Here is a 22415-nt window from a genome sequence, read left to right as displayed (position 1 = left end):
ATCGAGCCCGCCGGGCTCCCTTCCTCTCTAGGGAACCGTTTCCCGAGGGAAAGGACTAAGGCGTTTGCCCGGGTAACGGGCCGTTCCGGTCGATCTGCTCCCAGATCGTCTCCGGGGTGGCCCCGGCCTCGCGCATGGCGCGGAGGGCGAGGGCGGCGTCGCGCTTCGCCAGGCGGCGGCCCGAGGCGTCCCGGATCAGCGGCGTGTGGCGGAAGGCGGGGATCGCCCCGCCGAGGCCGAGGGCGCGGTAGAGCAGGAGCTGCCGGGAGGTCGAAAGAAGGAGGTCGGCCCCCCGGACGACCTCGGTGATCCCGTCGCCCGCGTCGTCTACGACGACGGCGAGCTCGTAGGCCGGGACGTCGTCGCGGTTCCAGACGAGGAAGTCGCCGAAATCGGTCCCGGCCCGGGGAGAGAGGGCTCCGAGGAGGCCGTCGTCGAAGGCGACTATCTCCCCGTCGGGGACGCGGAAGCGCCAATTCACCCCCGCCGGGGTTTCCCACGCGCGGGCGGCCTCGACGGGGGTCCGCCAGGCGGCGGGGAAGAGCGGTTCCTCCTGATCGAAGGCGCCGACGGTCAACGGGGCCGCCTCGGCCACTTCCTTCCGGGAGCGGGTGCAGGGATAGATCCAGCCGCCGTCGCGGAGTTGCCGCCAGGCGGCGAGGTACCGCTCCCGTCTCCGGCTCTGCCAGAGGGGTTCCCCGTCCCAGTGGAGGCCCAGCCAGCGGAGGTCCTCCATCGCCGCCTCGGCGTAGAGGGGAAGGCAGCGGCGGGGGTCGATATCCTCGAGCCGGAGGACGATCTCCCCTCCGGCGGCGCGGGCCCGCGCGTGGGCCGCGCCGAAGGTCGCCGCGTGGCCGAGGTGGAGGAAACCGGTCGGCGTCGGGGCGATCCGCCCGCGATAGGGTACGGAGGGGGGCGCGACGGGCGCTTCCTTACAATCCATAGGGACCGCTCGAGAGAATCGCCTCGGCCCCGGGCGCCGGGCGGAGGCGGCCGCGGAAGGCGACTTCGACGAGGCAGACGTCGTCGAGGAAGGTGTCGACCTTGGCGCTCTCCTTCGCTGCCGCGAGGACGGCGTCGAGGAAGCCGGGCCCCGCCGGACATTTCTCGACGAGGGAGAGGAACATCGCGTCGTTGAGGCCGATCTCGGCCTCGTCGCCGAGGTCGCGGAGGCCGTCGGTGTAGAAGAGGAGGCGGTCGCCCGGCTCGATGGTGTCCTCGATCACGACGTAGGAGGAATCGTCGATGAAGCCGAGGGGGACGGAGGAAGGGACCTTGCGCGGGCAGCCGAGGAGGCGGACGCCGCCGTCCTTCGAGAGGACGAGGGGGGCCGGATGGGAGGCCGAGGCGAAGCGGACGCGGCCCGTCTCCGAATCGATCGTCGCGTAGAGGCCGGTGACGTAGATCGGGGTCCGCATCCGGTCGAAGAAGGGATGGAGGCGGCGGTTCGCCTCGGAGAGGAAAGCGCCGGGATCGGAGGCGACGGGGAGGAGGTCATCGACGAGGGTCCGCTGCATCGCGGTGATGAGGGCCGCGTGGACGCCGTGGCCCATCACGTCGCAGATGAAGACGCCCGCCTGCCGCGAGCCGATCGGGATGACGGTGAAGAAATCACCGCCGACCTTCCCCATCGGCTGATACCGGTAGGAGAAGCCGAGGGCGCTCCCCTCCTCCGTCGCCGTCGGCGGGAAAAGCGGGTAGCGGCTGGGGAGGAGGGCCCGCTGGACCTGCCGCGCGAGTTCGAGTTCCCCCTCCATCTGGCTCTGCTTCTCGGCGAGGGCCTCGGCGTACTCCTGCAGCCGCTCCGCCTGCTCGTGGGCGGCAGTCACGTCGCGGGAGATGCCGCAGATGCCGATGATCTCCCCCAGGTGGTCGCGCAGCGGGGCCTTCGTCGTCGAGGCCCAGCTCATCCGCCCGTCGGGGAAAGTCTTCTGCTCGACGTCGCCGACCATCGGCTCCCCGCTCTCCATGGTGCGGAGGTCGTCGTTGCGGGTCTTCTGCGCGGCGTCGTGCTGGAGGATATCGAACGTCGTCTTGCCGAGAAGCTGCGAGGCCATCTCCATGCCGAAGTATTGGAGGAGGGCCTTGTTCGCCGCGATGAAGCGGCTTTCCCGGTCCTTGAAATAGATCCGTTCCGGGATGATCTCCATCAGCGCCATGAGGAGCTGGTGGTTGATGTCGGCCAGCGGGGAGACGTCCCCCGTGAGGGGGGGGCGGACGGCGGGAGAAAGGGGGGCGGGCGGCATGGTCGAACGCTTCAGCTTCCCTTCAGTTCCTTACAAGCCGTAAGGCCCGGTGGAGAGCGCCGCGATGTTCTCCGCCTCGGAATGGAGATGGCCCCGGAAGAGGACTTCGACGAGGCAGACGTCGTCGAGGAACGACTCGACCCCGGCGCTTTCCTTCGCCGCTGCCAGGACGGCGTCGAGGAAGGCGGGGCCGCCCTTGGAGGGAACCGGAGCCGAAGTCGAAGCAGGGCCGGAAGCGGCATCGACGGCGCATTTTTCGACGAGGGAGAGGAACATCGCGTCATTGAGGCCGATCTCGGCCTCGTCGCCGAGGTCGCGGAGTCCGTCGGTATAGAAAAAGAGGCGCTCACCCGGCTCGACGGCGTCCTCGAGGACGCCGTAGGTCGATTCCCCCATGAAGCCGAGCGGGACCGAGGAAGGCACCCGCTTCGGCGCGCCGAGGAGGCGGACCTTGCCGTCCTTCGCGATGACGAGGGGGGCGGCGTGGGAGGCGGCGGAGAAGCGGACGCGGCCCGTCTCGACGTCGATAACGGCGTAGAGGCCGGTGACGTAGAGGGGGGTCTTCATCCGCTCGAAGAAGGGATAGAGAAGGCGATTCGCCTCGGCGAGGAAGGCCCCGGGATTCGACGCCACGGGGAGGAGGTCGTCGACGAGGGTCCGCTGCATCGCGGTGATGAGGGCCGCGTGGACGCCGTGGCCCATCACGTCGCAGATGAAGACGCCCGCCTGCCGCGAGCCGATCGGGATGACGGTGAAGAAATCGCCGCCGACCTTCCCCATCGGCTGATACCGGTAGGAAAAGCCGAGGGCGCTTTCCTCCTCCGTGGCCATGGGAGGGAAGACGGGATAGCGGCTGGGAAGGAGGGCGCGCTGGACCTGCCGGGCGAGTTCGAGCTCCCCCTCCATCTGCGCCTGCTTCTCGGCCAGGGTCTCGGCGTATTCCTTCAGCTTCTCGGCCCGCTCATGCTCCTCGGTCACGTCGCGGGTGATACCGCAGACGCCGATGATCTCGCCGAGGTGGTCGCGCAGCGGTGCCTTCGTCGTCGTGGCGTAGCGGACTCGGCCGTCGGGGAAGACCTCCTTCTCGACGTAGCCGACCAGCGCCTCGCCGGTCTGCATCACCTTCAACTCGTCGGCCCGCGCCTGCAAGGCGTGTTCCGGGAGGAAGATGTCGGCATCGGTCTTGCCGAGGATCTCCCCCGCCGTGTTGGCGCGGAAGAATTCGAGGACGGCCTTGTTCACCGCGACGAAGCGGCTCTCGCGGTCTTTGAAATAGATGCGGTCGGGGATGATCTCCATCAGCGCCATGAGGAGCTGGTGGTTGATATCGGCCAAGGGAACCTCGGCGCGATCCGCGCCCTTGGCTCCCTTCCGCGGGGGGACGGAGGGCGTCGCTCCCGGGACGGGAGCGGGGGTGGGGATGGGAGCAGAGGCCTTGGAAGAGGTACTCATATGGAAAGGTCGGGGATTCCGTTCTCGTGGCTAATATAGAACGAAATGGGTCCCGACCCAAAAACCGGCCTGCCGCAGGAAGCCCCGAGGGCTGCCAGATCGATTTTCGATTCGATCTCCAATTGGATCTCGGAAACTACTCTGGTCTCGGGTTGGTTTCGCACTCATGAAATCGGGCCGAAGCCCAAATCGCTGACGCTCCATTAAAACGTTCCGGCCCCCAGGCAACAAGGTAAAAACTTCGTCCCGTACGGAGGGGATCGGGCCCTTTTTTCAAAGCCACTTGATTAAACGGGATTTGTCCGTAAATTTACCTACGCTTTATCCAACCCCCAATTAGGAATACCCACCATGCCCTTTGAACTCGCCCCCCTTCCCTACGCGAAGGACGCCCTCGAACCCCACATCGACAAGCTGACCGTCGAGATCCACTACGGCAAGCATCACCAGACCTACGTCACGAATCTGAACAAGGCCATCGCGGGCAAGCCCGAGCTGGAGAGCCAGTCGCTTGAGTCGCTCCTGAAGAACCTCGCCACCCTCCCCGCCGACGTGCAGGGCCCGATCCGCAACAACGGCGGCGGCCATGCGAACCACACGCTCTACTGGAACATCCTCGCCCCGAACGCGGGCGGCGCGCCGACCGGTGCCCTGGCCGACGCGATCAACAGCACCTTCGGCAGCTTCGACGCGTTCAAGGAAAAGATCGAAGCGGGCGGCCTCGGCCGTTTCGGCAGCGGCTGGGTCTGGCTCGTCGTCTCCGGCGGCAAGCTCGAGATCGTCACCACCCCGAACCAGGACAGCCCCATCACCGACGGCAAGACCCCGATCTTCGGCGTCGACGTCTGGGAACACGCCTACTACCTGAACTACCAGAACCGCCGCCCCGATTACCTCAAGGCCTTCTGGAACCTCGTGAACTGGAGCGAAGTCTCCAAGTACTACGAGGCCGCCCTCAAGGCGTAGTCCTTCGGACTTAAAAAAGGCGCTCCGGAAACCGGAGCGCCTTTTTCATGCCCATAGGAGTCGAGGCGCATGGGTCCCGTCTTCCCCCGCAATCCGTACCCTCGGGCGTACCGGAACCATCCGATTTTAATCCAGTTCGGAGACAAGGCGCCGCCAAAGCGCGTCCGCCTAGTTCAGGCCCTCCGAAGGGGAGGTTCCAGGAGGGGCAAAGCCCCTCTTGGGCTATAAAGCGGATTACATCCACCTGTACAGGGTTGACCCCGCAAGCCCCGAAGGGCCGCCCCGCTCTCAGAACGCACAAAAAAAGCGCCATGGAAAACCATGGCGCTTTTTGAAAAGGAATACTCCTAAAAGGAACCTTACTTCCGTTCCTTGTGAAGAGTGTGGCGGCGAAGGAAGGGATTGTACTTCATCAGTTCAATCTTTTCCGTCGTCAGCTTCTTGTTCTTCGTCGAGAAATAGCGGGAAGCGGGCTTACCTTCGGCTTTGGCCTCAGTGCATTCCAGGGTGATGTGTTCGCGCGGCATTCGAGGGAAAGTAGAGAGTAATCGTTCAGAGGCAAGTACTTTTCACGGGGACGTACGGACCCCGCTTCATTCCACCGAGGCCGCCGCCGCCCGCCGAAGGAGGTGATCGTAGAGAACGGCCCCGGCAAAACAGAAGAAAGCCGAGCCCAGATAGCCGAGTCCATGGAGCCAGATTGACCCGCTCTGCTTGGCCCAGATCGAAAGAGGGACCAAGAGGGCGAGCAGGAGCGCCATATAGACCGTGATCGTCCCCCGCGCCCCGCGCGTCAACTCCGCCGAGTGATGAAGGGAGGCGAACACGCCGAGATCCTGATCGACCAGGAGATAAAAGGATTGTCCCCAGACGACGAGGGGGACGAGAACAACTCCTGCCAGAAGAAGGAAGCTGAACCCTTTCAGAACCAGCGGCGACCAATGGAACAGGTTTCGCAATACGCCGACCACGACCCCTCCGAAACCGCAAAGCAGAAGAAAGACCGCCAAGAGGGCCAAGAGCCCGCAGAACCGAGCGAGCTTGTCCCACTGCCTGAACGTGAGAATCCACCGGTTTTCTCCCCTGCGGATCAGGGGGAGAAGGGAGGCGATGATCGCGATGCCCATCACGAAACTGAGGGCACCGAAAACGAGCGCCTGCAGACCGTCGAGGAGGGGTTTCCCCGTATGCCACGATAAATCGACCATGCCCTCGGCCAACAGCGTCAGCAGGAGTACCTGCGGGGCCGTGCGGAAGGAGGAACCGACGACGCGGAAGCTCTCCGCAAAGACGGCCTTCAAGGAGAGCGGAGGGAGGGCCTCCTCGGGCGGGGTCAACATATCCATCCTGCCTTGTAGCACGACCCGCCCCGAGGGGAAGAGCCATTTCCGCAGCCCCCCCTCCTACGCCCCTACAGTCCCTTCAGCGCCGTTTCGGTCCGCTCCAGCGCCTCGCCGACCTCGGCGCGGGTGACGATGTAGGGGGGGAGGTACCGCACCGTCTTCGATCCTGCGGGGGCGAGGAGCAGCCCCGCCTCGTGGAACTTCGGCATCGCCACGGCGGGCTCGACGGCGAGTTCCAGGCCGATCATCGCGCCGAGTCCCCGGACGGCGGTAATGACGGGATACCGCGCCTGCAAGGCCTTCAATCCACCGACGAGGTCGGCTTCCCGATCCCGGATGTTCTGGACCAGGTTGTCTTTCTCGATGGTGGCGAGGATCGTCCCGATCACGGCGGTGCCAAGGGGGGAGCCGCCGTAGGTCGTGTTATGGGAGCCGACGGCGAAGAGCCCCGCGAAGGCGTCGGAAACCCAGAACGCGCCGATCGGGAAACCGCCGCCGAGCGACTTCGCCATCGAGATCGCGTCGGGCCGGAAGGCCTTCGCCTCGGCGCTCTCGTCGCCCGCCTCCTCGAAGATCCGCTCGAAGCTCTGGAAGGCGCCGGTCCGGAAGAAACCGCACTGGACGGCGTCCATGAGGAGAAGGACGCCCGCCTCCTTCGTGATCCGCCGCAGTTCCTTCAGGTAGCCGGGATCGGCGGGGAAGACGCCGCCTTCGCCCTGGACGCCCTCGATGAGGACGGCGGCGGTCTTCGGCCCGATGGCGGCCCGCATCGCCTCGATGTCGTTGAAGGGGACGTGGACCGCGCCGGGGAGGAGCGGCTCGAAGCCGTGGTAGATCTTCTCCTGCCCGGTGGCGGTGATCGTCGCCATGGTCCGGCCGTGGAAGGAATTCGTCGTCGAGACGATCTCGTACGCGCCACCCCGGTTGGCGTGGCCGTGGAGCCGCGCGAGCTTGATGAGGCCCTCGTTGGCCTCGGCCCCGCTGTTCGCGAAGAAGATCTTCCCCGGACCGGCGAGGGAGACGAGCTTCTCGGCCACCGGCCCGGCGTTCTCGTTGTAGTAAAGGTTGGAGCAGTGGATCAGCTTGGAGGGCTGCGTGGCGTAGGTCTCGACGAGGGCCGGATGGGCGTGGCCGAGGCTGTTCACGGCGACGCCGGTGCCGAAGTCGATCAGTTCCCGCCCCGCGTCGTCCCAGACGCGGACGCCCTGGCCCCGCACGAGGGTGAAGGACCGCTTGGCCGTGTTGAGGATGTACTGATCGTAGAGGTCGGTCGTCCGGGACATAGGCCGGCCAATATCGCGCAGTCGAAATCGGGGCGCGATAAAAAATTTAATGCCCTGCGGCGGCGACCCGGTCGGGGATGGTGCGGGTCTCGATTTCCTTCCACTTCCCGTTGTCGAGGGAGATCAGGTGGACGGTCGACAGGCCCTCGTGGTCGTTCGGCCCGTAGGCCATCTCGAGGCCGGGCTCGATCTGGTTGTCGCGGATGGTCTCGATGGCGTCGATGAGCGATTCATGGGTCGGATGCTTTCCGGCCCGCTGCAGCCCCTCGATCACCACCCGGGCGTTGAGGTACCCCTCGAAGGAGGGGAAGGAGGGAGCCCGGCCCCGGAGGGCGGCGAGGTAGGCGGCGACGATCGGCTGCTTCGTGTCGGTGTAGAGCGGGAGCACCTCGCTGACGACGACGTGATCGCCCCCAGAGCCGAGCGCCCCGGCCAGAGCCTCGGGACCGACGAAGGAGACGGTGTAGAAGATCGTCTTGGAGAGGCCCTTCCCCTTCGCCAGGTCGATCGCCCGCGCCAGGGGGGCGTAGGTCCCCGCCAGGACGACGACGTCGGGGGCGGCGGCGGCGATGCGGTCGACCGCCTCCTCGACGTGGAGCGTATTGCGGACGAAGGTGCCGGAGGCGACCGGCGCGAGGCCCCGTTCCCGGAGGGCCTTTTCGGTCGCCGTCTTCACAGCGTCGCCGAAGGAATCGTCCTGGTAGAGGATGGCGAAGGTCTTCGCCTGGAACTTCCCGGCGAAGACATCGACGGCGGCCTTCGTCTCCTGCTCGTAGGAGGGGCGGATATGGATGTTGTAGCGGTTGAACGGCTCCCGCAACACCCGCGCCCCGGTGTAGAAGCCGACGACGGGGACCTTCGCCCCCTGCCAGACGGGGGCCGCCTTCAGCGAGGTCGGCGTGCCGACGTAGGAGCAGAGGGCGAGGACCTTGTTCGTCTCGATGAGCTGCAGGGTGTTCTGGACGCAGAGCAGGGGATCGTAGCCGTCGCCGAGCGTCACGAGGTTGAGGTGGGCGCCGAAGATGCCGCCTTTTTCGTTCGCGACCCGGAAGGCCGCCTCCATCCCCGCCTTCGTCTCCTGCCCGACGGCGGAGAACGCCCCGCCGAGGGGGAGCGAACTGCCGATGTAAATTTCCGAACTGCTGTCGCCGCCGTTCGCATTGGCATTGTCATTGGCATTCGCCTGCGCCCGCTCGGGCGGGACGACGAGAGTGAAGCTCGAAAGAATGAGGGCCGCCCCGCCGAAGAAGGCGACGAAGGAGTAAATGGGAACTCGCATGGTTCCATCGTACCCTCCCACCCGGCCTCTCCGGTATCGGCCTTTCCCTGATTCGGACGTAGGCCTTTGCCTACAGCGAGGCGGAGCGATATTCAGGAAGGGGTCGCGAAGAGGCGGGGGATGCCCTTCGGGACTGGGGACAGGCCCTGTACAGGTGGAGGGCATCACCGATCCGTTTCCGCTTGGGATCGCCCCGGTTCCTGCTACGATGGGCTACCCTTATGCGTCTGCCTCCTCGCCGTCGCCTTTCCCTTCCCCATTTCTCTTGGCTGGGGACTGCCCTCCTCTCCCTCCTCGCGCTCGCGCAGATCGCCGCCGCGCCGCTCGTCTATGTCATCCCGATCGAGGATGAGATCGAGCCCTCCCTCTCCGCCCTCGTCCGGCGCGGCGTCCGGGAGGCCGTCCGCCTCCAGGCCGATTACCTCCTCCTCCGCATCGACACCCCCGGAGGCCGCACCGACGCGATGGAGGAGATCGTCCGCGCCGTCGAGTCGTTCCCCAACCAGGAGAACACCGCCTCCTACATCGACAAGAAAGCCGCCTCCGCCGGGGCCTTCATCGCCTCCTCGACCCGCCGCATCTACATGGCCCCCGGCTCGGTGATCGGCGCGGCGACCCCCGTCATGATCGGCTCCGGCGGCAGCCCGGAGAAGCTCCCGGAGAGCTACGAGAAGAAGCTCATCTCCTTCTTCGACGCCACGGGCCGCGCCACGGCGGAGCGCCACGGCCACAATCCCGAGGTCTTCGCCGCCATGGTGAACAGCGAGCGGGGCCTCGTCGTCGACGGCGCGACCCTCGTCCCGAAGGGCCGCATCGTCACCCTCACGAACCTCGAGGCCGAGCGCCGCTACGGCACGCCGCCGAGGAACCTCCTCTCCGAAGGGACCGTCCCGACCCTCGGCGAACTCGCCCGGAAACTCGCCGGGCCCGACGTCCGCATCGAGACGCTGAAGCCGACCGGGTTCGAGACCCTCGCCCGCTTCCTCGTCCGGATCGCCCCCCTCCTCCTCACCCTCGGGATGATCCTCGGCTACCTCGAATTCAAGGCCCCCGGCACCTGGTTCTTCGGCATCGCGGCGGGGCTCTGCTTTCTCCTGTTCTTCCTCGGCAGCTACGTCGCGGGGCTGAGCGGGTACGAGCCCCTCATCCTCTTCCTCCTCGGCCTCGTCCTGATCGCCGTCGAGATCTTCTTCCTCCCCGGCTTCATCGTCCCCGTCGCCACGGGCCTCCTCCTGCTCCTCCTCGCCTTCGTCTGGGCGATGGCCGGGCAGACCGCGGGACCGGGCCAGGGCTTCCCCTCGCTTCACGACCTCCGGGGAGCGCTCCTCCGCCTCGCCTTCGCCACGATCATGGCGGGGGCCGCCGTGGCCCTCCTCACCCGCTACGTCCTGAAGAGCGGCATCGCCACCCGGACCCTGGAGGCTGCGACCGGCCACGGCCCCGCCCTCCCCGCCGGCTCCTACGTCGCCCTCGTCCGCGTCGGCGACACCGGGCGGACCGCCACCGCCCTCCGCCCCTCCGGCGCCGCCCTCTTCCAGCAGGAGGACGGCCCCCACCGCATCGACGTCGTCTCCGACGGCGGCTTCCTCCCCGAGGGCGCCCGCGTCCGGGTCACCCGGATCGAGGGCATCCGTGTCGTCGTCCAACCCGCCTAACCCTTTCTCTTTCTCTTTCCTTCCCCAACCCACCAACCCACCCCTCCATGAACAGCAGCACTATCGATCCCGGCAACTTCCTGATGATCATCCTCGGCATCGTCCTGGTCGTCGTCGCTCTCTTCGTCGCCTTCATCCTCGTGAACTTCGTCGGCATCTACGTCCGCGCCTGGATCTCCGGCGCCCACGTCTCGCTGATGAACCTCGTCGGGATGCGGCTGCGGAGCATCCCGCCCTCCCTCGTCGTGAACCAGCGGATCACCGCGATCCGCTCCGGCCTCGAGATCACGACGGCCCAGCTCGAGACCCACTACCTCTCCGGCGGCAACATCGAGGCCGTCGTCCGCGCCCTCATCGCCGCCGCGAAGGCCGGGATCCCCCTCGACTTCGACCGCTGCTGCGCCATCGACCTCGCCACCCTCGGCTCCGGCAAGAGCGTCTTCGAGGCCGTCCGCACCAGCGTCAACCCCCGCGTCATCGACTGCCCGAACGCCGCCTCCGGCCTCTCCGCCATCGCCGGCGTCGCGAAGGACGGCATCGCCGTCAACGTCCGCGCCCGCGTCACCGTCCGGACGAACCTCGACCGCTTCGTCGGCGGCGCGACCGAGGAGACGATCATCGCCCGCGTCGGCGAAGGGATCGTCGCCACCATCGGCGCGTCCGAATCGTACAAGCAGGTCCTCGAATTCCCCGACCTGATCTCCAAGACCGTTCTGGCGAAGGGCCTCGACTCGGGCAGCGCCTTCGAGATCCTCTCGATCGACATCGCCGACGTCAGCGTCGCCGACAACATCGGCGCGAAGCTCCAGGCCGAGCAGGCCGAGGCCGACAAGCGCGTCGCCCAGGCCCGCGCCGAAGTCCGCCGCGCCGCCGCCGTCGCCCTCGAGCAGGAACAGCGCGCCAGCGTCCAGGAGATGCGGGCGAAGGTCGTCGAGGCCGAAGCCCAGGTCCCCCTCGCGATGGCCGAGGCCTTCCGCGCCGGGAACCTCGGCGTCATGGATTATTACAAGATGAAGAACGTCCAGGCCGACACTCAGATGCGAACCAGCATCGCCGGGGAGGAACGCCCCGCCGATCCCGCCTCCTAACCTCCCCGATCCATGCCCATCGAACGCGCCGAATTCAGCCTCGTCGGCATCCTCTTCATCGTCGTGGCGATCATCGCCCAGGTGATGAACTCGATGCGGAAGGGGGAGCCGCCGACCGCGCCGCCCCCCCGGCCTCCGAGGCCGGAAAAGTCGGAAAGGCCGATGCCGCGTCCCCAGCCCGAGCCGGTCTGGAGGCCCGAGCCCGTCGTCGTGGCCCGACCCGAGCCGACTCCCTACCGGGAAGTCCCGGCCCCGGCTCCGGTTGCCGTCTCAACCCCCGATCCCGACGCCGCCGAACTGCACAACCTCCTCGCCCGCCTCCGCCAGGCCGACCAGCTCCGGGCCGATGAAGACCGCACGGAATCGAGGGCGCGCAGCAATTCCATCACGGTCGATACCGCCGTCACCATCCAGGCCGCCACGGCGAATACGCTCCGACTGCAAAGCGTGCTGCGAAACCGAACCGAAGCGCGGCGGGCGATCCTCCTCGCCGAGGTGTTGCAGCCGCCGCTCGCCCTCCGAAACGCTTGAACAAATAAACAGCGAGACCCCGTCCCAAAATGAAATCCTCGCCCCTCATCTTCGGTCTGGCCCTCTCCTGCTGCCTCTGCTTCCGAGCCCTCGGCGACGAGAGTTCCGGCCTCGATGCGAAGAGCACGGAAATCCTTGGTGCCGCGAGCGCCTTTTATGCCGGGCTCAAGACCTTCCAGGTCGAGGAGCACGTGGTCCTCAAGAACAGCATCACGGCGCTGCAGACGAAGACGGAAACCGGTGCCGATTTCCATCTCGCCCTCTCCCGCCCCGGCTGCTTCGCCTCGACGAATCAGGGAGGCATCATGGGGGGCATGCTCCTTTCCGACGGCAAGACGGCGACCGCCTACTTCGCCTTCCCCTTCCCCGCCCCGGGCAAGAAGGAATACATCGCCTCCCCCGCGCCCGCTGATGTCGGCGACCTCTTCACGATGTCGACGAAATTGAAATATGGCCGGGTGGTGCTCTACACCCCGCTCATCGAGTCCCTGCTCGCGAAATACCCCTTCGCCCCCCTGGTAGTAGCCGGCCACACCTCGGGAGCCTACGTCGGGAGCGAGAAGATCGGCGAAACGCCGTGCGATCACCTGCGCCTCACGACCAAGGTCGGGGAAAATGAGACCATCACCGACCTCTGGTTCACCTCGGGAGCCGCGCCGCTCCTGCAGCAGGCCGAGACTTCCTCGATGATGCCCGGGAGGACGTTCAGCTACACCTTCGCCTTCTCGGGCTGGAAGACGAATGAGCCGGTACCGCCGGAGCAATTCACCTTCACGCCGCCGGAGGGCGCGGTCCCGGTGAGTGAATTCTCGATGCCCGAGCGGAAGAGCGAAACCCCACCGTGGGTGAAGAAGGACGGGCCTTAGGAAACAGAAAAACGCTCGGCCCCAATAAAAAAGGACACCCTCATCGGGTGTCCTTTTTTGTGCCATTCAAGCCTACCGCCCGCGCGCGCCGCCGGGGCTGCGGTGCTGGCCGCCGCCGCCGCTGCTGGAGCGGGGGGAGAAGCTGCGGGGGCCGGAGTGGCCCTGGCCGCCGCCCGAGGGACGGCCGCCGGAGCTGCTGCGGCCACCGCCGCCACCACCACCGAAGGAGCGACCGCCGCCACGGTTACCGCCACCGCCACCCCCGCGACGGCCACCGCCGCCGCCCCCTCGGGGCGCGTCGGGGACGTGGAGGGCAGCCGCGGCTTCGGCGGCGGTCGGCGCGAAGGGGTGTTCCTTGCGGAGGGGGATCGGCTGGCGGATGGTCCGCTCGATGTCGCGCAGGAGGCCGCGCTCGTCGGGGGCGCAGAAGGCGATGGCGACGCCCTCTTTACCCGCGCGGGCGGTGCGGCCGATGCGGTGGACGTAGGACTCGGGCTCCTCGGGGAGGTCGTAGTTCACGACGAGGGTGATTCCCTTCACGTCGATGCCGCGGGCGGCGATGTCGGTCGCCACGAGGACGCGGACCTTGCCGTCGCGGAAGTTCTCGAGGGCGCGCTGGCGGGCTCCCTGCGACTTGTTCCCGTGGATGGCGTCGGCCTTGATGCCGTCGATGGCGAGGCGGTCGACGAGGCGGTTCGCGCCGTGCTTCATCCGGACGAAGACGAGGACGAGGCCCTCGGTGTGTTCCTTCTGGAGGAGGTGGACGAGGAGGCGGGGCTTGTTGTCCTTGGAGACCTGGCAGAGGTGCTGGTCGATCCGTTCCGCGGTGGTGGCGACGGGGGTCACCTCGACGCGGGCGGGGTTGTGGAGGAGCTTCGCGGCGATTTCCTGGATGGTGTCGGGCATCGTCGCGGAGAAGAGGAGGGACTGCCGTTTCCCGTTGGCGGGGAGGATGGCGAGGATCTTGCGGATGTCGTGGATGAAGCCCATGTCGAGCATCCGGTCGGCCTCGTCGAGGACGAAGACCTCGACCTGGGAGAGGTCGGCGTGGCGCTGCTGGACGAGGTCGAGGAGGCGGCCGGGCGTCGCGATGACGACGTCGAGGCCCCGGCGGAGGGCGGTGACCTGCGGCCCCTGGCCGACGCCGCCGAAGATGACGGCCTTCGAGAGGCGGAGGTGCTTCCCGTAGGAGACGAAGCTCTGGCCGATCTGGGTGGCGAGCTCGCGCGTCGGCGTGAGGATCAGGACGCGCATCTGGCGCGGTCCGGCGACCTTCGGGTTCGCGGCGAGGCGGTGGAGGATCGGCAGCGCGAAGGCGGCGGTCTTCCCGGTCCCGGTCTGGGCGATGCCGACGAGGTCGCGGCCTTCGAGGAGGTGGGGGATCGCCCCGGCCTGGATCGGCGAGGGGTGGATGTAGTTCTTTTCGGCGAGCGCCTGCTGGAGGGGCTCGCAAAGCTTGAGGGAGGCAAACGTCACATCGGTGACGGGTACGAGAGGGGTGGTCATGGGAACAGTGTGGGGTAAACCCGCACTCCATTTCGCTGTGATACCCAGCGTCGTCGCCCGTGTGAAACGGGCCGAGGAGACGCGCAGGGCGAATAGTGCGGCGGGTCAGAGTCGCACGATTCGCCGGTTCTGCAAGAAGGAAAATGTCGTACGGGAATCGTCAATGCCGCGAAGCGGACCCTCGCGCCGCCCCCTGCCTCTCTTAAATCATCACGGGCGCGCGACGATCTGCGCCCCCACGGGAGCCCAGGAGGTCGCCGCCGCCGGACCGTCTGAAACGGGATAGAGGCGGCGCGCCTCGGCATCGAGGGCGGGGCCGATCTCGGGATCGGGCGGGGCCTCGGCCTGCTGGACCATGTAGACGCGGACCTGGCCGTGATCGACGCCCATCACGGTGCGATAGGCCCCGCCGTGGCCGAAGCCCTTCCCGTCGAGCGACGGCGCGCCGATGGCGAAGCCGTAGGCGTTCGGCACGAGGGTCGGCGTCTGCTTCACCGTCATCTGGCGGACCGCCTCGGGGCTGAGGTAGGTCTTTCCCTCGAAGGTGCCGCCGTTGGCGAGCATCTGGCAGAAGCGGGCCATGTCCCGCGCCGTCGAGAAGAGGCCGCCGCCGGGGGCGGGATAGCGGTCGGGCCGGTCGAGGGGGTGGCTGAGGTAATGGATCGGTTTCTCGGTCAGGACGCCCTCGACGGAGCTGTAGGTCTTGGCGAGGCGGGCGAGCTGGGCGGCGTCGGGGAAGAACGTCGTGTCGGGCATGCCGAGGGGGGTGAAGAGCCGTTCCTGGAGGAAGGTCTCGTAGGGTATCCCCGAGACGATCTCGATGATCCGGCCCGCGGTGTCGGTCCCCTCGTTGGAATAGAGGTAGGTCGTCCCCGGCTCGGCCACCAGCGGCTCGAGGAGGTTGTGCTCGATCGAGGTCTTCAGCGGGACCGAATCGATGAGGTGGTTGTCCTTCGTGTTGAGGAAGCGGAGGCCGCTGGTGTGGCAGAGGAGATCACGGACGAGGATCGGGCGGCGCGGGGCGGCGAGGGTGCCGTCGGCGTGGAGGACCTGGAGACGGGCGAACTCGGGGATGTAGAGGGAGACGGGATCGTCGACCTGGACCTTGCCCTCGTCGACGAGGATCATGAAGGCGGCCCCGGTGACCGGCTTCGTCATCGAGGCGACCCAGAAGAGGGTCTCCTCGGCCATCGGCCTGCCGGTCGCGATGTCGGCGAGGCCGACCGTCACGACTTCGAGCACCCGCTCCCGGTCGGCGACGAGGTAGACGGCACCGGAGAAAAGGCCCGAATCGACCCGGGACTGGAGGAGCGTGGCGAAGGAACTCATCCGCTCATCTTTCCCTAACGTCGGGAGCGGAAAAGAAAAAACGCCGGAGCGCGTGGGCGCATCCGGCGTTTGGGAAATGGGAGGGTGACGGTTTAGTAAACCTTCACGAACTTGCTGCCTTCCTTCCGTTTCTTTCCGGCCGATTCCCAGCGGATTCCCTCGTAGTTCGAGAGGAATTTCTTGCTGATATTGCGGGGGCCGGAGCCTTTGCCGTTCTGGATGGAGGGAGCCGATTTGGTGGTCTTCTCGCCGCTCGGTTTCACAGTGGAGGAGATTTTGGGACCGCAGCCGCAGCCAGAACCGCAGGAATGTTCGCTCATCGGGATGGAGGGATGTGGAGGGGGGTTGGTTTTCTTATCTTTAGCATGGGGCGCCCCGGTATGCAAACCGGGACGCCCTGTGCGGGAACTAGCTAATGCTTAGTAGTCCATGCCGCCGCCATGGGGGGCGGGGGCGGCGGGCTTGTCCTTCTCGGGGGCGTCGGTGATGACGGCTTCCGTGGTGAGGAGCAGGCCGGCGATCGAGGCCGCGTTCTGCAGGGCGGAGCGGGTGACCTTCGTCGGGTCGACGACGCCGGCCTTCAGGAGGTCGACGTATTCGCCGGTCGCGACGTTGTACCCTTCGGAGCCCTTGCGGTTGCGAACCTCGTTCACGACCACGTTGCCTTCGCCACCGCCGTTCGTGACGAGCGTGCGGAGCGGGGCCTCGACGGCGCGGCGGATGATGGCGACGCCGATGGCCTCGTCACCGTTCGCCTCGACCTTGTCGAGGGCCTTCTGGGCGCGGATGAGGGCGACACCGCCGCCGGGGACGATCCCTTCCTCGACCGCCGCGCGGGTGGCGTGGAGGGCGTCTTCGACGCGGGCCTTCTTTTCCTTCAGCTCGGTCTCGGTGGCCGCGCCGATGTTGATGACGGCGACGCCGCCGGCGAGCTTCGCGAGGCGCTCCTGGAGCTTTTCCTTGTCGTAGTCGCTGGTGGTGTCCTCGATCTGGCGGCGGATCTGGGAGACGCGGCCCGCGATGTCGGAGGCCTTGCCGGCGCCTTCGATGATCGTGGTGTTTTCCTTGTCGATGACGAGGCGCTTCGCGCGGCCGAGGTCTTCAAGGCCGACGGTCTCGAGCTTGATGCCGAGGTCTTCGGTGATGAGCTTGCCGCCCGTGAGGATGGCGATGTCTTCCATGATCGCCTTGCGACGATCGCCGAAGCCGGGGGCCTTCACCGCCGCGACCTGCAGCGTGCCGCGGAGCTTGTTGACGACGAGGGCCGCGAGGGCCTCGCCTTCGACGTCTTCCGCCACGATGACGAAAGGCTTGCCGCTCTTGGCGACCTTCTCGAGGAGGGGAAGGAGGTCCTTCAGGCTGGAGATCTTCTTCTCGTGAAGGAGGATGTAGGCCCCGTCGAACACGGCTTCCAGGGAGTCCTGGTTCGTGACGAAGTAGGGGGAGAGGTAGCCCTTGTCGAACTGCATCCCCTCGACGACTTCGAGGGTCGTCTCGATGCCCTTGGCCTCCTCGACGGTCACGGTGCCGTCCTTGCCGACCTTGTCGAGCGCGTCGGCGATGATCTCGCCGATCGTCGTGTCCCAGTTGGCGGAGACGGTGGCGACCTGCTGGATCTCGCTCTTGTCCTTCACCTTCTTCGAGATGCGGGAGAGCTCGGCGACGATGGCCTCGACGGCCTTGTCGATGCCGCGCTTGATCGACGTCGGGTTCGACCCGGCGGCGACGTTCTTCAGGCCTTCCTTGTAGATGGCCTCGGCGAGGACGGTCGCCGTGGTGGTGCCGTCACCGGCGATGTCGCTGGTCTTCGAGGCGACTTCGCGGACGAGCTGCGCGCCGATGTTCTCGTAGGGGTCTTCGAGGTCGATCTCCTTGGCGACGGTGACGCCGTCCTTGGTGATGATGGGCGATCCGAATTTCTTCGCGATCACGACGTTGCGACCGCGCGGCCCGAGGGTCGCCTTCACGGCGCGGGCGAGGAGCTCGACGCCGCGGAGGATCGACGTGCGGGCCTTTTCGTCAAAGAGGAGCTGTTTGGCTGCCATAGTATTTTGAGTGGTGGGTGGGTTGTGTTTTGAAAAGCGTTAGGCGAGGACGGCCAGGATGTCGTCTTCGCGGAGGATCTGGTAGGTGTCCCCGTCGATCTTCACTTCGGTGCCGCCGTATTTGCTGATGAGGACCTTCTCGCCGACCTTCACGTCGACGGGGAGGCGCTTGCCCGCTTCGTCGAGCTTGCCGGGTCCGACCGCGATGACCTTCGCCTCCTGGGGCTTTTCCTTCGCGCTGTCGGGGATGATGATGCCGCCCTTGCGGACTTCGCCTTCCTCGACGAGTTTGACGAGGATGCGGTCGCTGAGGGGCTTGATGCTGGGTTGTGCCATAATGTGTGGACTCCTTGGTGTTGTTTTCTAGATCGCGTAAATGGCCGCCGCGCCCGATTCGGAACGCCGCAGCCGGTTCTAAAAGTACGTTCTCTTCGCAGAATCCGTTCCGCGCCCCGTACTTTATCTCAACCTGTTGATTATCAAAATAAGTTCGCTCTTTTTGTTTTTCTCCGTCCTTCCCAAAAAGGGACAGATTGACCCAATCCGGAGCGGAGGAGCGCCACTGTTTCGCAATCGCGCCCCCCTCTTTTTTGTAGGGACAAGGCTTTCCCGTCGTGCTCCAATCCGGCCCATGCCGATTTCCCTGACCCCCGAGACCCTGACGTTGCCGAAGGAAAAGACCTACTTCCAATTCGCCCTGGCCATATCGATCCTCGCCTGGATCGCGGTGGCGATCACGATCATCGGCATCCCCTACGCCATCGGGGCCGCCATCGCCCTCTTCATGGCGAACGGCCTCCTCATCGCGAAGCTCCGCTCCGAGTCGGTCGAGGTGACTCCGGAACAGCTCCCCCAGCTCCATGCCACCCACCTCGAAGTCTGCCGCACCCTCGGCCTGACCGACACCCTTCCCTCCCTCTACGTCCTCCAGTCGGGCGGCATCCTGAACGCCTTCGCGACGCGCCACAGCGGGCGGAACTTCGTCGTCGTCAACTCGAGCTTCCTCGAGGCCCTCGGCGAGGCGACGCCGGAGATGAAGTTCCTCCTCGGCCACGAGATCGGCCACCTCAAGCGGAACCACCTCTTCAAGCGGGCCCTCCTCCTGCCCGCCCACATCGTCCCCCTCCTCGGCCACGCCTATTCCCGCGCCTGCGAGGCGACGTGCGACCGGCACGGCGCCCTCGCCGCCGGGGAAGCGGCCCCCTCGACCCGCGCCCTCCTCGTCCTCGCCGCGGGCAAGGACGCCGCCCCGAAGGCCAATCCCCCGATGTTCGCCGGGCAGCACCATCGCCATCGCGGCTTCTTCATCTCGTGGCACGAGCTCAACTCGGGCTACCCGACCCTCTCCCAGCGCGTCTCGAACATTCTCGCGCTCGAAGACCCGCAGTTCCTCCGTCCGGTGAAGCGGAACCCCCTCGCCTACTTCTTCTCCGCCTTCGTCTCGGTCCAGATGGGGGTCTTCCTCTACATCGCCATCCTCGCGGCCATCGCCTTCCCCGCGTTCCAGAAGGCCCAACAGCAGGCCCTCGGGATGAAGGCGAAGCAGGCCCACCGCCGCGCCTCCGACGGCCCCGTCTACACGCCGACGGAACCGGTCATCATCCCCGCCCTCCCCTCCGCGCCCCCGCCTCAGCCGCCGCCGCCCGCCCCGGCCTCCGACGCGCCCCCGGAACCGGTGGCCAAGGCCAACCCCGCCAACTGAGCGTTCCTGACGCAAAAAAGCCCGCTCTCCGAAGAGAGCGGGCTTTTTGTTGGGCGGTGGCCGGACTTACCCGTGGATCGGGTGCCCGCCGACGGCGTGGGCGGCTTCGCGGACGACTTCGGACATCGTCGGGTGGGCGTGGCAGGTGCGGGCGATGTCTTCGGCGGACCCGCCGAATTCAATCACCGAGACGGCCTGGGCAATCAGCTCCGAGGCGGCGCTGGAGACGATGTGGACGCCGAGGACCCGGTCGGTCTTCGCGTCGGCGAGGATCTTGACGAAACCTTCGGTCGCGTCGTTCGCCAGGGCGCGGCCGTTCGGGCCGAAGGGGGCGCTGCCGCTCTTGTAGGCGACGCCCTTTTCCTTCAGCTGTTCCTCGGTGAGGCCGACGGAGGCCCCTTCGGGGTTCGTGTAGATGACGCCGGGGATGGCGTCGAAGTTGACCTGGCCGGGCTTGCCCGCCATCCGCTCGACGGCGGCGATGCCCTCGTCGGAGGCCTTGTGGGCGAGCATCGGCCCGTCGACGATGTCGCCGATGGCCGAGATGTGGGGGACGCTGGTCTTCCAATGGGCGTCGATCTTCACGCGGCCGCGGTCGGTGAGGGCGACGCCGGCCTTCTCGAGGCCGAGGCCTTCGACATAGGGGCGGCGGCCGACGGCGACGAGGACTTTCTCGGCCTCGAGCTTCGTCGTCTTCCCTTCGGCGGAGACGGTGAGGGCGATGCCGCCCTTCGTGACTTCGCCCGACTCGACCTTCGTGCCGGTGTGGATCGTGATGCCCTGCTTGATGAGGCTCTTGCGGAGGGTCTCGGCGACCTGGCCGTCGAAGCCGGTGGCGATGCGGGGGAGGAACTCGACGACCGTGACCTCGGCGCCGAGGCGGCGCCAGACGGAGCCGAGTTCGAGGCCGATGGCGCCGCCGCCGATGACGAGGAGCGACTTCGGGACTTCGGTGAGGGCGATGGCGTGATCGCTGGAGAGAACGGTCTTCCCGTCGAACTTCAGGAAGGGCAACTCGACCGGGACGCTCCCGGTGGCGAGGACGAACTTCTCCGCCGTGACGGTGGTCTTCGTCCCGGCGTTGTCGATCTCGACGGTGTTCGCGTCGAGGAAGGTCGCCTTGCCGGTCAGCTTCTCAATCTTGTTTTTCTTCATCAGGAAGTCGACGCCGCCGGTGAGCTTCGTGACGATCTGGTCCTTCCGCTTCATCATCGCGCCGAGGTCGACGGAGAGTTTTTCCGCCACGATGCCGTGGGCGGCGAACCGCTCCTGGGCGAAGTGATAATGCTCCGTCGAGGCGAGGAGGGCCTTGCTGGGGATGCAGCCGACGTTGAGGCAGGTGCCGCCGAGGGTCTTCCCCTTTTCGACGATGGCGGTCTTGAAGCCGAGCTGGGCGGCACGGATCGCGGCGACGTAGCCGCCGGGACCGGCACCGATGACGAGGACTTGGTATTGGGGCATAAGAGAAATTAAAAATTAAAATTTTGCAGATTCGATCTGCGCTCCGAGTTTCCGGCTTCTAAATATGTAAAAAACACCAAAGGCAAAAAGGGCCACCCCAAAAGCAAGACTCACGAAATCCCTGCTGTGCCAATAGATGAAACACAAAATACCGCCGAACAGCAGAAAGAAACAAGCGACCACAAAGGTGGCGCGCGCTGAACCCTTTGCCATTGTTTTCATCATTCCACTCTTGCGGAGTTGAATATTGCCATCCTCCGCCTCAATCAGGTCTCCAGTCTTTTCCTCGCACCTCCCCTTACAGGCAAGACCGCGAGGCAATTCAGTAAGATGGGCCAACGAAAGCCCCCGCCCGCAGGCCTTGCACAGGCCGACGGCGTCGTTCCCGGAGTAGAAGCACTTCATGGGAAGCGGGAGCGGTCCGAAGGGATTTTTACAAATCGAGGAGGCCGAGGCCGGGGTTCTCGATGTATTCCTTCACGCGGACGAGGAAGGTGACGGCTTCCTTGCCGTCGACGACGCGGTGATCGTAGGTCAGGGCGATGTACATCATCGGGCGGATGACGACGGCGCCGTTGATCGCCATCGGGCGGTCCTGGATCGAGTGCATGCCGAGGATGCCGCTCTGGGGGGCGTTGACGATCGGCGTCGAGAGGAGGGAGCCGAAGGTCCCGCCGTTGGTGATGGTGAAGACGCCGCCTTCGAGGTCGGCGAAGCCGATCTTCCCGGCGCGGCCCTTCTTGGCGTAGTCGGCGATCGCTTTCTCGACCCCGGCGTAGCCGAGGGCGTCGGCGTCCCGGAGGACGGGGACCATGAGGCCCTTCTCGGTCGAGATGGCGACACCGATGTCGTAGTAGTGGTTCTGGACGATCTCGTTCCCCTCGATGCGGGCGTTGATCGACGGGACCGACTGGAGGGCGTAGACGACGGCCTTCACGAAGAACGACATGAAGCCGAGCTTGATCTCGTTCTTGGCGACGAAGCGGTCCTGGAACTTCGCGCGGGTCGCCATGACGTTGGTCATGTCGACTTCGTTGAAGGTGGTGAGGAGGGCGGCTTCCTGCTGGGCGCTGACGAGGCGGGCGGCGATCTTCTGACGGATCTGGCTCATCGGCTTCCGCGTGGAGCGGGGACCGGCGGCGGCAGGCGCGGAGGGAGCGCCCCCGGCGGGGGCGGCGAGGACGTCGCCCTTGGTGACGCGGCCTCCGGGACCGGTTCCGGCGAGCTTCGAGGCGTCGATCCCCTTTTCCTCGGCGTTGTAGCGGACGGCGGGGGAGAGGGCGGCAGCGCCACTGTCGCGGGCGGGAGCGGGGGCGGCAGCCGCCGGGGCGGGCGCGGCGGCCTTCTTTTCCTCGGCCTTGGGCGCGGGAGCGGGAGCGGCAGCCGGGGCGGCGGCGGCAGGCGCGGGGGCCTTCTCGTCGATGCTGGCGACGACCTGGCCGACGTCGACCGTCGCGCCGGTCTCGGCGAGGATCTTCAGGACGCCGCCGACTTCGGCGTGGACCTCGGAGGTGACCTTCTCGGTCTCGATCTCGAAGAGGACTTCCTGGGCTTTGACGTAGTCGCCGTTTTTCTTGTGCCACGTGCCGATGGTGCCGGACGTGATCGATTCGCCCACGGAGGGGACTTTGACTTCGATGGCCATGTGTTGGGGAGGATTAAG

Annotated in this window: 21 protein-coding genes; 6 read left to right on the top strand and 15 right to left on the bottom strand. The window is 66.5% G+C overall.

What is annotated here, in order from left to right; translation table 11 throughout:
- Positions 1 to 55: 55 nt before the first annotated feature.
- Genes BLU04_RS07985 through BLU04_RS07975 form a run of 3 tightly spaced genes read right to left on the bottom strand, consistent with a single transcriptional unit; the run spans position 56 to position 3698 of the window.
- Positions 56 to 943: a glutamate--tRNA ligase family protein gene (locus BLU04_RS07985; protein WP_093284415.1), complete on the bottom strand. Its 888-nt coding sequence runs from the start codon at positions 941 to 943 to the stop codon at positions 56 to 58.
- Entirely contained in the window at positions 933 to 2246 is a 1314-nt protein-coding gene (locus BLU04_RS07980) for a SpoIIE family protein phosphatase (RefSeq protein ID WP_093284412.1), read from the bottom strand. The genes BLU04_RS07985 and BLU04_RS07980 overlap by 11 nt, the downstream gene beginning before the upstream one ends.
- A 30-nt stretch (positions 2247 to 2276) precedes the next feature.
- On the bottom strand, positions 2277 to 3698 hold the full coding sequence (locus tag BLU04_RS07975) for a SpoIIE family protein phosphatase (protein WP_093284410.1): 1422 nt from the start codon (positions 3696 to 3698) through the stop codon (positions 2277 to 2279).
- A 351-nt stretch (positions 3699 to 4049) separates the two neighbouring features.
- Here BLU04_RS07975 and BLU04_RS07970 point away from each other — a divergent pair, with 351 nt between their 5' ends.
- Positions 4050 to 4664, top strand: a complete 615-nt coding sequence (locus BLU04_RS07970; RefSeq protein ID WP_093284407.1) for a superoxide dismutase — start codon at positions 4050 to 4052, stop codon at positions 4662 to 4664.
- A 359-nt stretch (positions 4665 to 5023) separates the two neighbouring features.
- Here BLU04_RS07970 and rpmG read toward each other — a convergent pair whose 3' ends face one another.
- The 4 genes from rpmG to BLU04_RS07950 all read right to left on the bottom strand — a co-directional run bounded on the left by rpmG (position 5024) and on the right by BLU04_RS07950 (position 8569).
- Positions 5024 to 5191 carry a 50S ribosomal protein L33 gene (rpmG, locus tag BLU04_RS07965; RefSeq protein WP_093284405.1) on the bottom strand — a complete coding sequence of 56 codons (168 nt, stop codon included), beginning with the start codon at positions 5189 to 5191 and terminating at the stop codon, positions 5024 to 5026.
- 66 nt (positions 5192 to 5257) lie between these two features.
- Positions 5258 to 6004 (bottom strand): hypothetical protein, encoded by a 747-nt coding sequence (locus BLU04_RS07960; protein WP_157895205.1) that lies wholly within the window; start codon positions 6002 to 6004, stop codon positions 5258 to 5260.
- Between the two features lie 71 nt (positions 6005 to 6075).
- On the bottom strand, positions 6076 to 7290 hold the full coding sequence (locus BLU04_RS07955; protein ID WP_093284400.1) for an acetylornithine transaminase: 1215 nt from the start codon (positions 7288 to 7290) through the stop codon (positions 6076 to 6078).
- Between the two features lie 46 nt (positions 7291 to 7336).
- Positions 7337 to 8569 carry an ABC transporter substrate-binding protein gene (locus BLU04_RS07950; protein WP_157895204.1) on the bottom strand — a complete coding sequence of 411 codons (1233 nt, stop codon included), beginning with the start codon at positions 8567 to 8569 and terminating at the stop codon, positions 7337 to 7339.
- 221 nt (positions 8570 to 8790) lie between these two features.
- On the opposite strand from BLU04_RS07950, the gene BLU04_RS07945 reads away from it, so the two are divergent.
- Genes BLU04_RS07945 through BLU04_RS07930 form a run of 4 tightly spaced genes read left to right on the top strand, consistent with a single transcriptional unit; the run spans position 8791 to position 12709 of the window.
- The gene (locus BLU04_RS07945; RefSeq protein WP_093284394.1) at positions 8791 to 10224 is read left to right on the top strand and encodes an NfeD family protein; all 1434 of its coding nucleotides are present in this window, start codon (positions 8791 to 8793) and stop codon (positions 10222 to 10224) included.
- Positions 10225 to 10271: 47 nt separating this feature from the next.
- Entirely contained in the window at positions 10272 to 11312 is a 1041-nt protein-coding gene (floA, locus tag BLU04_RS07940) for a flotillin-like protein FloA (RefSeq protein ID WP_304440556.1), read from the top strand.
- A gap of 12 nt (positions 11313 to 11324) precedes the next feature.
- Positions 11325 to 11843 (top strand): hypothetical protein, encoded by a 519-nt coding sequence (locus tag BLU04_RS07935; protein WP_093284391.1) that lies wholly within the window; start codon positions 11325 to 11327, stop codon positions 11841 to 11843.
- A gap of 29 nt (positions 11844 to 11872) precedes the next feature.
- Positions 11873 to 12709 carry a DUF2092 domain-containing protein gene (locus tag BLU04_RS07930; protein WP_093284388.1) on the top strand — a complete coding sequence of 279 codons (837 nt, stop codon included), beginning with the start codon at positions 11873 to 11875 and terminating at the stop codon, positions 12707 to 12709.
- A 72-nt stretch (positions 12710 to 12781) separates the two neighbouring features.
- On the opposite strand, the gene BLU04_RS07925 is transcribed toward BLU04_RS07930, so the two are convergent.
- The 5 genes from BLU04_RS07925 to groES all read right to left on the bottom strand — a co-directional run bounded on the left by BLU04_RS07925 (position 12782) and on the right by groES (position 17925).
- Positions 12782 to 14215 carry a DEAD/DEAH box helicase gene (locus BLU04_RS07925; RefSeq protein ID WP_093284386.1) on the bottom strand — a complete coding sequence of 478 codons (1434 nt, stop codon included), beginning with the start codon at positions 14213 to 14215 and terminating at the stop codon, positions 12782 to 12784.
- Positions 14216 to 14425: 210 nt separating this feature from the next.
- Complete coding sequence (locus BLU04_RS07920) at positions 14426 to 15544, bottom strand: serine hydrolase domain-containing protein (protein WP_093284383.1); 1119 nt, start codon at positions 15542 to 15544, stop codon at positions 14426 to 14428.
- Between the two features lie 92 nt (positions 15545 to 15636).
- Positions 15637 to 15864: a hypothetical protein gene (locus BLU04_RS16395; protein WP_157895203.1), complete on the bottom strand. Its 228-nt coding sequence runs from the start codon at positions 15862 to 15864 to the stop codon at positions 15637 to 15639.
- A 99-nt stretch (positions 15865 to 15963) separates the two neighbouring features.
- Positions 15964 to 17589: a chaperonin GroEL gene (groL, locus tag BLU04_RS07915; RefSeq protein ID WP_093284381.1), complete on the bottom strand. Its 1626-nt coding sequence runs from the start codon at positions 17587 to 17589 to the stop codon at positions 15964 to 15966.
- A 39-nt stretch (positions 17590 to 17628) separates the two neighbouring features.
- A complete protein-coding gene (groES, locus tag BLU04_RS07910; protein ID WP_093284378.1) occupies positions 17629 to 17925 on the bottom strand; it encodes a co-chaperone GroES in 297 nt (98 codons plus the stop codon).
- A 295-nt stretch (positions 17926 to 18220) separates the two neighbouring features.
- On the opposite strand from groES, the gene BLU04_RS07905 reads away from it, so the two are divergent.
- On the top strand, positions 18221 to 19291 hold the full coding sequence (locus tag BLU04_RS07905; protein ID WP_093284376.1) for a M48 family metallopeptidase: 1071 nt from the start codon (positions 18221 to 18223) through the stop codon (positions 19289 to 19291).
- 66 nt (positions 19292 to 19357) lie between these two features.
- On the opposite strand, the gene lpdA is transcribed toward BLU04_RS07905, so the two are convergent.
- From lpdA to odhB, 3 genes are read right to left on the bottom strand one after another with little or no spacing between them, the layout of a single operon-like run.
- A complete protein-coding gene (gene lpdA, locus BLU04_RS07900; protein ID WP_093284372.1) occupies positions 19358 to 20752 on the bottom strand; it encodes a dihydrolipoyl dehydrogenase in 1395 nt (464 codons plus the stop codon).
- 15 nt (positions 20753 to 20767) lie between these two features.
- Positions 20768 to 21157, bottom strand: coding sequence for a hypothetical protein (locus BLU04_RS07895; protein ID WP_093284369.1), 390 nt, complete (start codon positions 21155 to 21157; stop codon positions 20768 to 20770).
- A 28-nt stretch (positions 21158 to 21185) separates the two neighbouring features.
- Positions 21186 to 22397 carry a 2-oxoglutarate dehydrogenase complex dihydrolipoyllysine-residue succinyltransferase gene (odhB, locus tag BLU04_RS07890; RefSeq protein ID WP_093284367.1) on the bottom strand — a complete coding sequence of 404 codons (1212 nt, stop codon included), beginning with the start codon at positions 22395 to 22397 and terminating at the stop codon, positions 21186 to 21188.
- Between the last annotated feature and the right edge of the window lie 18 nt (positions 22398 to 22415).

Origin of the sequence: Verrucomicrobium sp. GAS474 (genome assembly GCF_900105685.1) — a bacterium.
In the GTDB taxonomy this organism is placed as follows: Bacteria; Verrucomicrobiota; Verrucomicrobiia; order Methylacidiphilales; family GAS474; genus GAS474.
Note: the sequence above shows the minus strand (reverse complement) of the source record. Positions and strands in the feature narration are given on the sequence as shown.

Bases quoted from the DNA above. Each gene is read 5' to 3' on its own strand.
- BLU04_RS07960 (WP_157895205.1), bottom strand. From the start codon at position 6,004: ATGTTGACCCCGCCCGAGGAGGCCCTCCCTCCGCTCTCCTTGAAGGCC.
- odhB (WP_093284367.1), bottom strand. From the start codon at position 22,397: ATGGCCATCGAAGTCAAAGTCCCCTCCGTGGGCGAATCGATCACGTCC.
- BLU04_RS07955 (WP_093284400.1), bottom strand. From the start codon at position 7,290: ATGTCCCGGACGACCGACCTCTACGATCAGTACATCCTCAACACGGCC.
- BLU04_RS07950 (WP_157895204.1), bottom strand. From the start codon at position 8,569: ATGCGAGTTCCCATTTACTCCTTCGTCGCCTTCTTCGGCGGGGCGGCC.
- BLU04_RS07920 (WP_093284383.1), bottom strand. From the start codon at position 15,544: ATGAGTTCCTTCGCCACGCTCCTCCAGTCCCGGGTCGATTCGGGCCTT.
- BLU04_RS07945 (WP_093284394.1), top strand. From the start codon at position 8,791: ATGCGTCTGCCTCCTCGCCGTCGCCTTTCCCTTCCCCATTTCTCTTGG.
- BLU04_RS07925 (WP_093284386.1), bottom strand. From the start codon at position 14,215: ATGACCACCCCTCTCGTACCCGTCACCGATGTGACGTTTGCCTCCCTC.
- BLU04_RS16395 (WP_157895203.1), bottom strand. From the start codon at position 15,864: ATGAGCGAACATTCCTGCGGTTCTGGCTGCGGCTGCGGTCCCAAAATC.
- BLU04_RS07935 (WP_093284391.1), top strand. From the start codon at position 11,325: ATGCCCATCGAACGCGCCGAATTCAGCCTCGTCGGCATCCTCTTCATC.
- BLU04_RS07930 (WP_093284388.1), top strand. From the start codon at position 11,873: ATGAAATCCTCGCCCCTCATCTTCGGTCTGGCCCTCTCCTGCTGCCTC.
- groES (WP_093284378.1), bottom strand. From the start codon at position 17,925: ATGGCACAACCCAGCATCAAGCCCCTCAGCGACCGCATCCTCGTCAAA.
- lpdA (WP_093284372.1), bottom strand. From the start codon at position 20,752: ATGCCCCAATACCAAGTCCTCGTCATCGGTGCCGGTCCCGGCGGCTAC.
- BLU04_RS07975 (WP_093284410.1), bottom strand. From the start codon at position 3,698: ATGAGTACCTCTTCCAAGGCCTCTGCTCCCATCCCCACCCCCGCTCCC.
- floA (WP_304440556.1), top strand. From the start codon at position 10,272: ATGAACAGCAGCACTATCGATCCCGGCAACTTCCTGATGATCATCCTC.
- BLU04_RS07895 (WP_093284369.1), bottom strand. From the start codon at position 21,157: ATGAAGTGCTTCTACTCCGGGAACGACGCCGTCGGCCTGTGCAAGGCC.
- rpmG (WP_093284405.1), bottom strand. From the start codon at position 5,191: ATGCCGCGCGAACACATCACCCTGGAATGCACTGAGGCCAAAGCCGAA.
- BLU04_RS07970 (WP_093284407.1), top strand. From the start codon at position 4,050: ATGCCCTTTGAACTCGCCCCCCTTCCCTACGCGAAGGACGCCCTCGAA.
- BLU04_RS07980 (WP_093284412.1), bottom strand. From the start codon at position 2,246: ATGCCGCCCGCCCCCCTTTCTCCCGCCGTCCGCCCCCCCCTCACGGGG.
- BLU04_RS07905 (WP_093284376.1), top strand. From the start codon at position 18,221: ATGCCGATTTCCCTGACCCCCGAGACCCTGACGTTGCCGAAGGAAAAG.
- BLU04_RS07985 (WP_093284415.1), bottom strand. From the start codon at position 943: ATGGATTGTAAGGAAGCGCCCGTCGCGCCCCCCTCCGTACCCTATCGC.
- groL (WP_093284381.1), bottom strand. From the start codon at position 17,589: ATGGCAGCCAAACAGCTCCTCTTTGACGAAAAGGCCCGCACGTCGATC.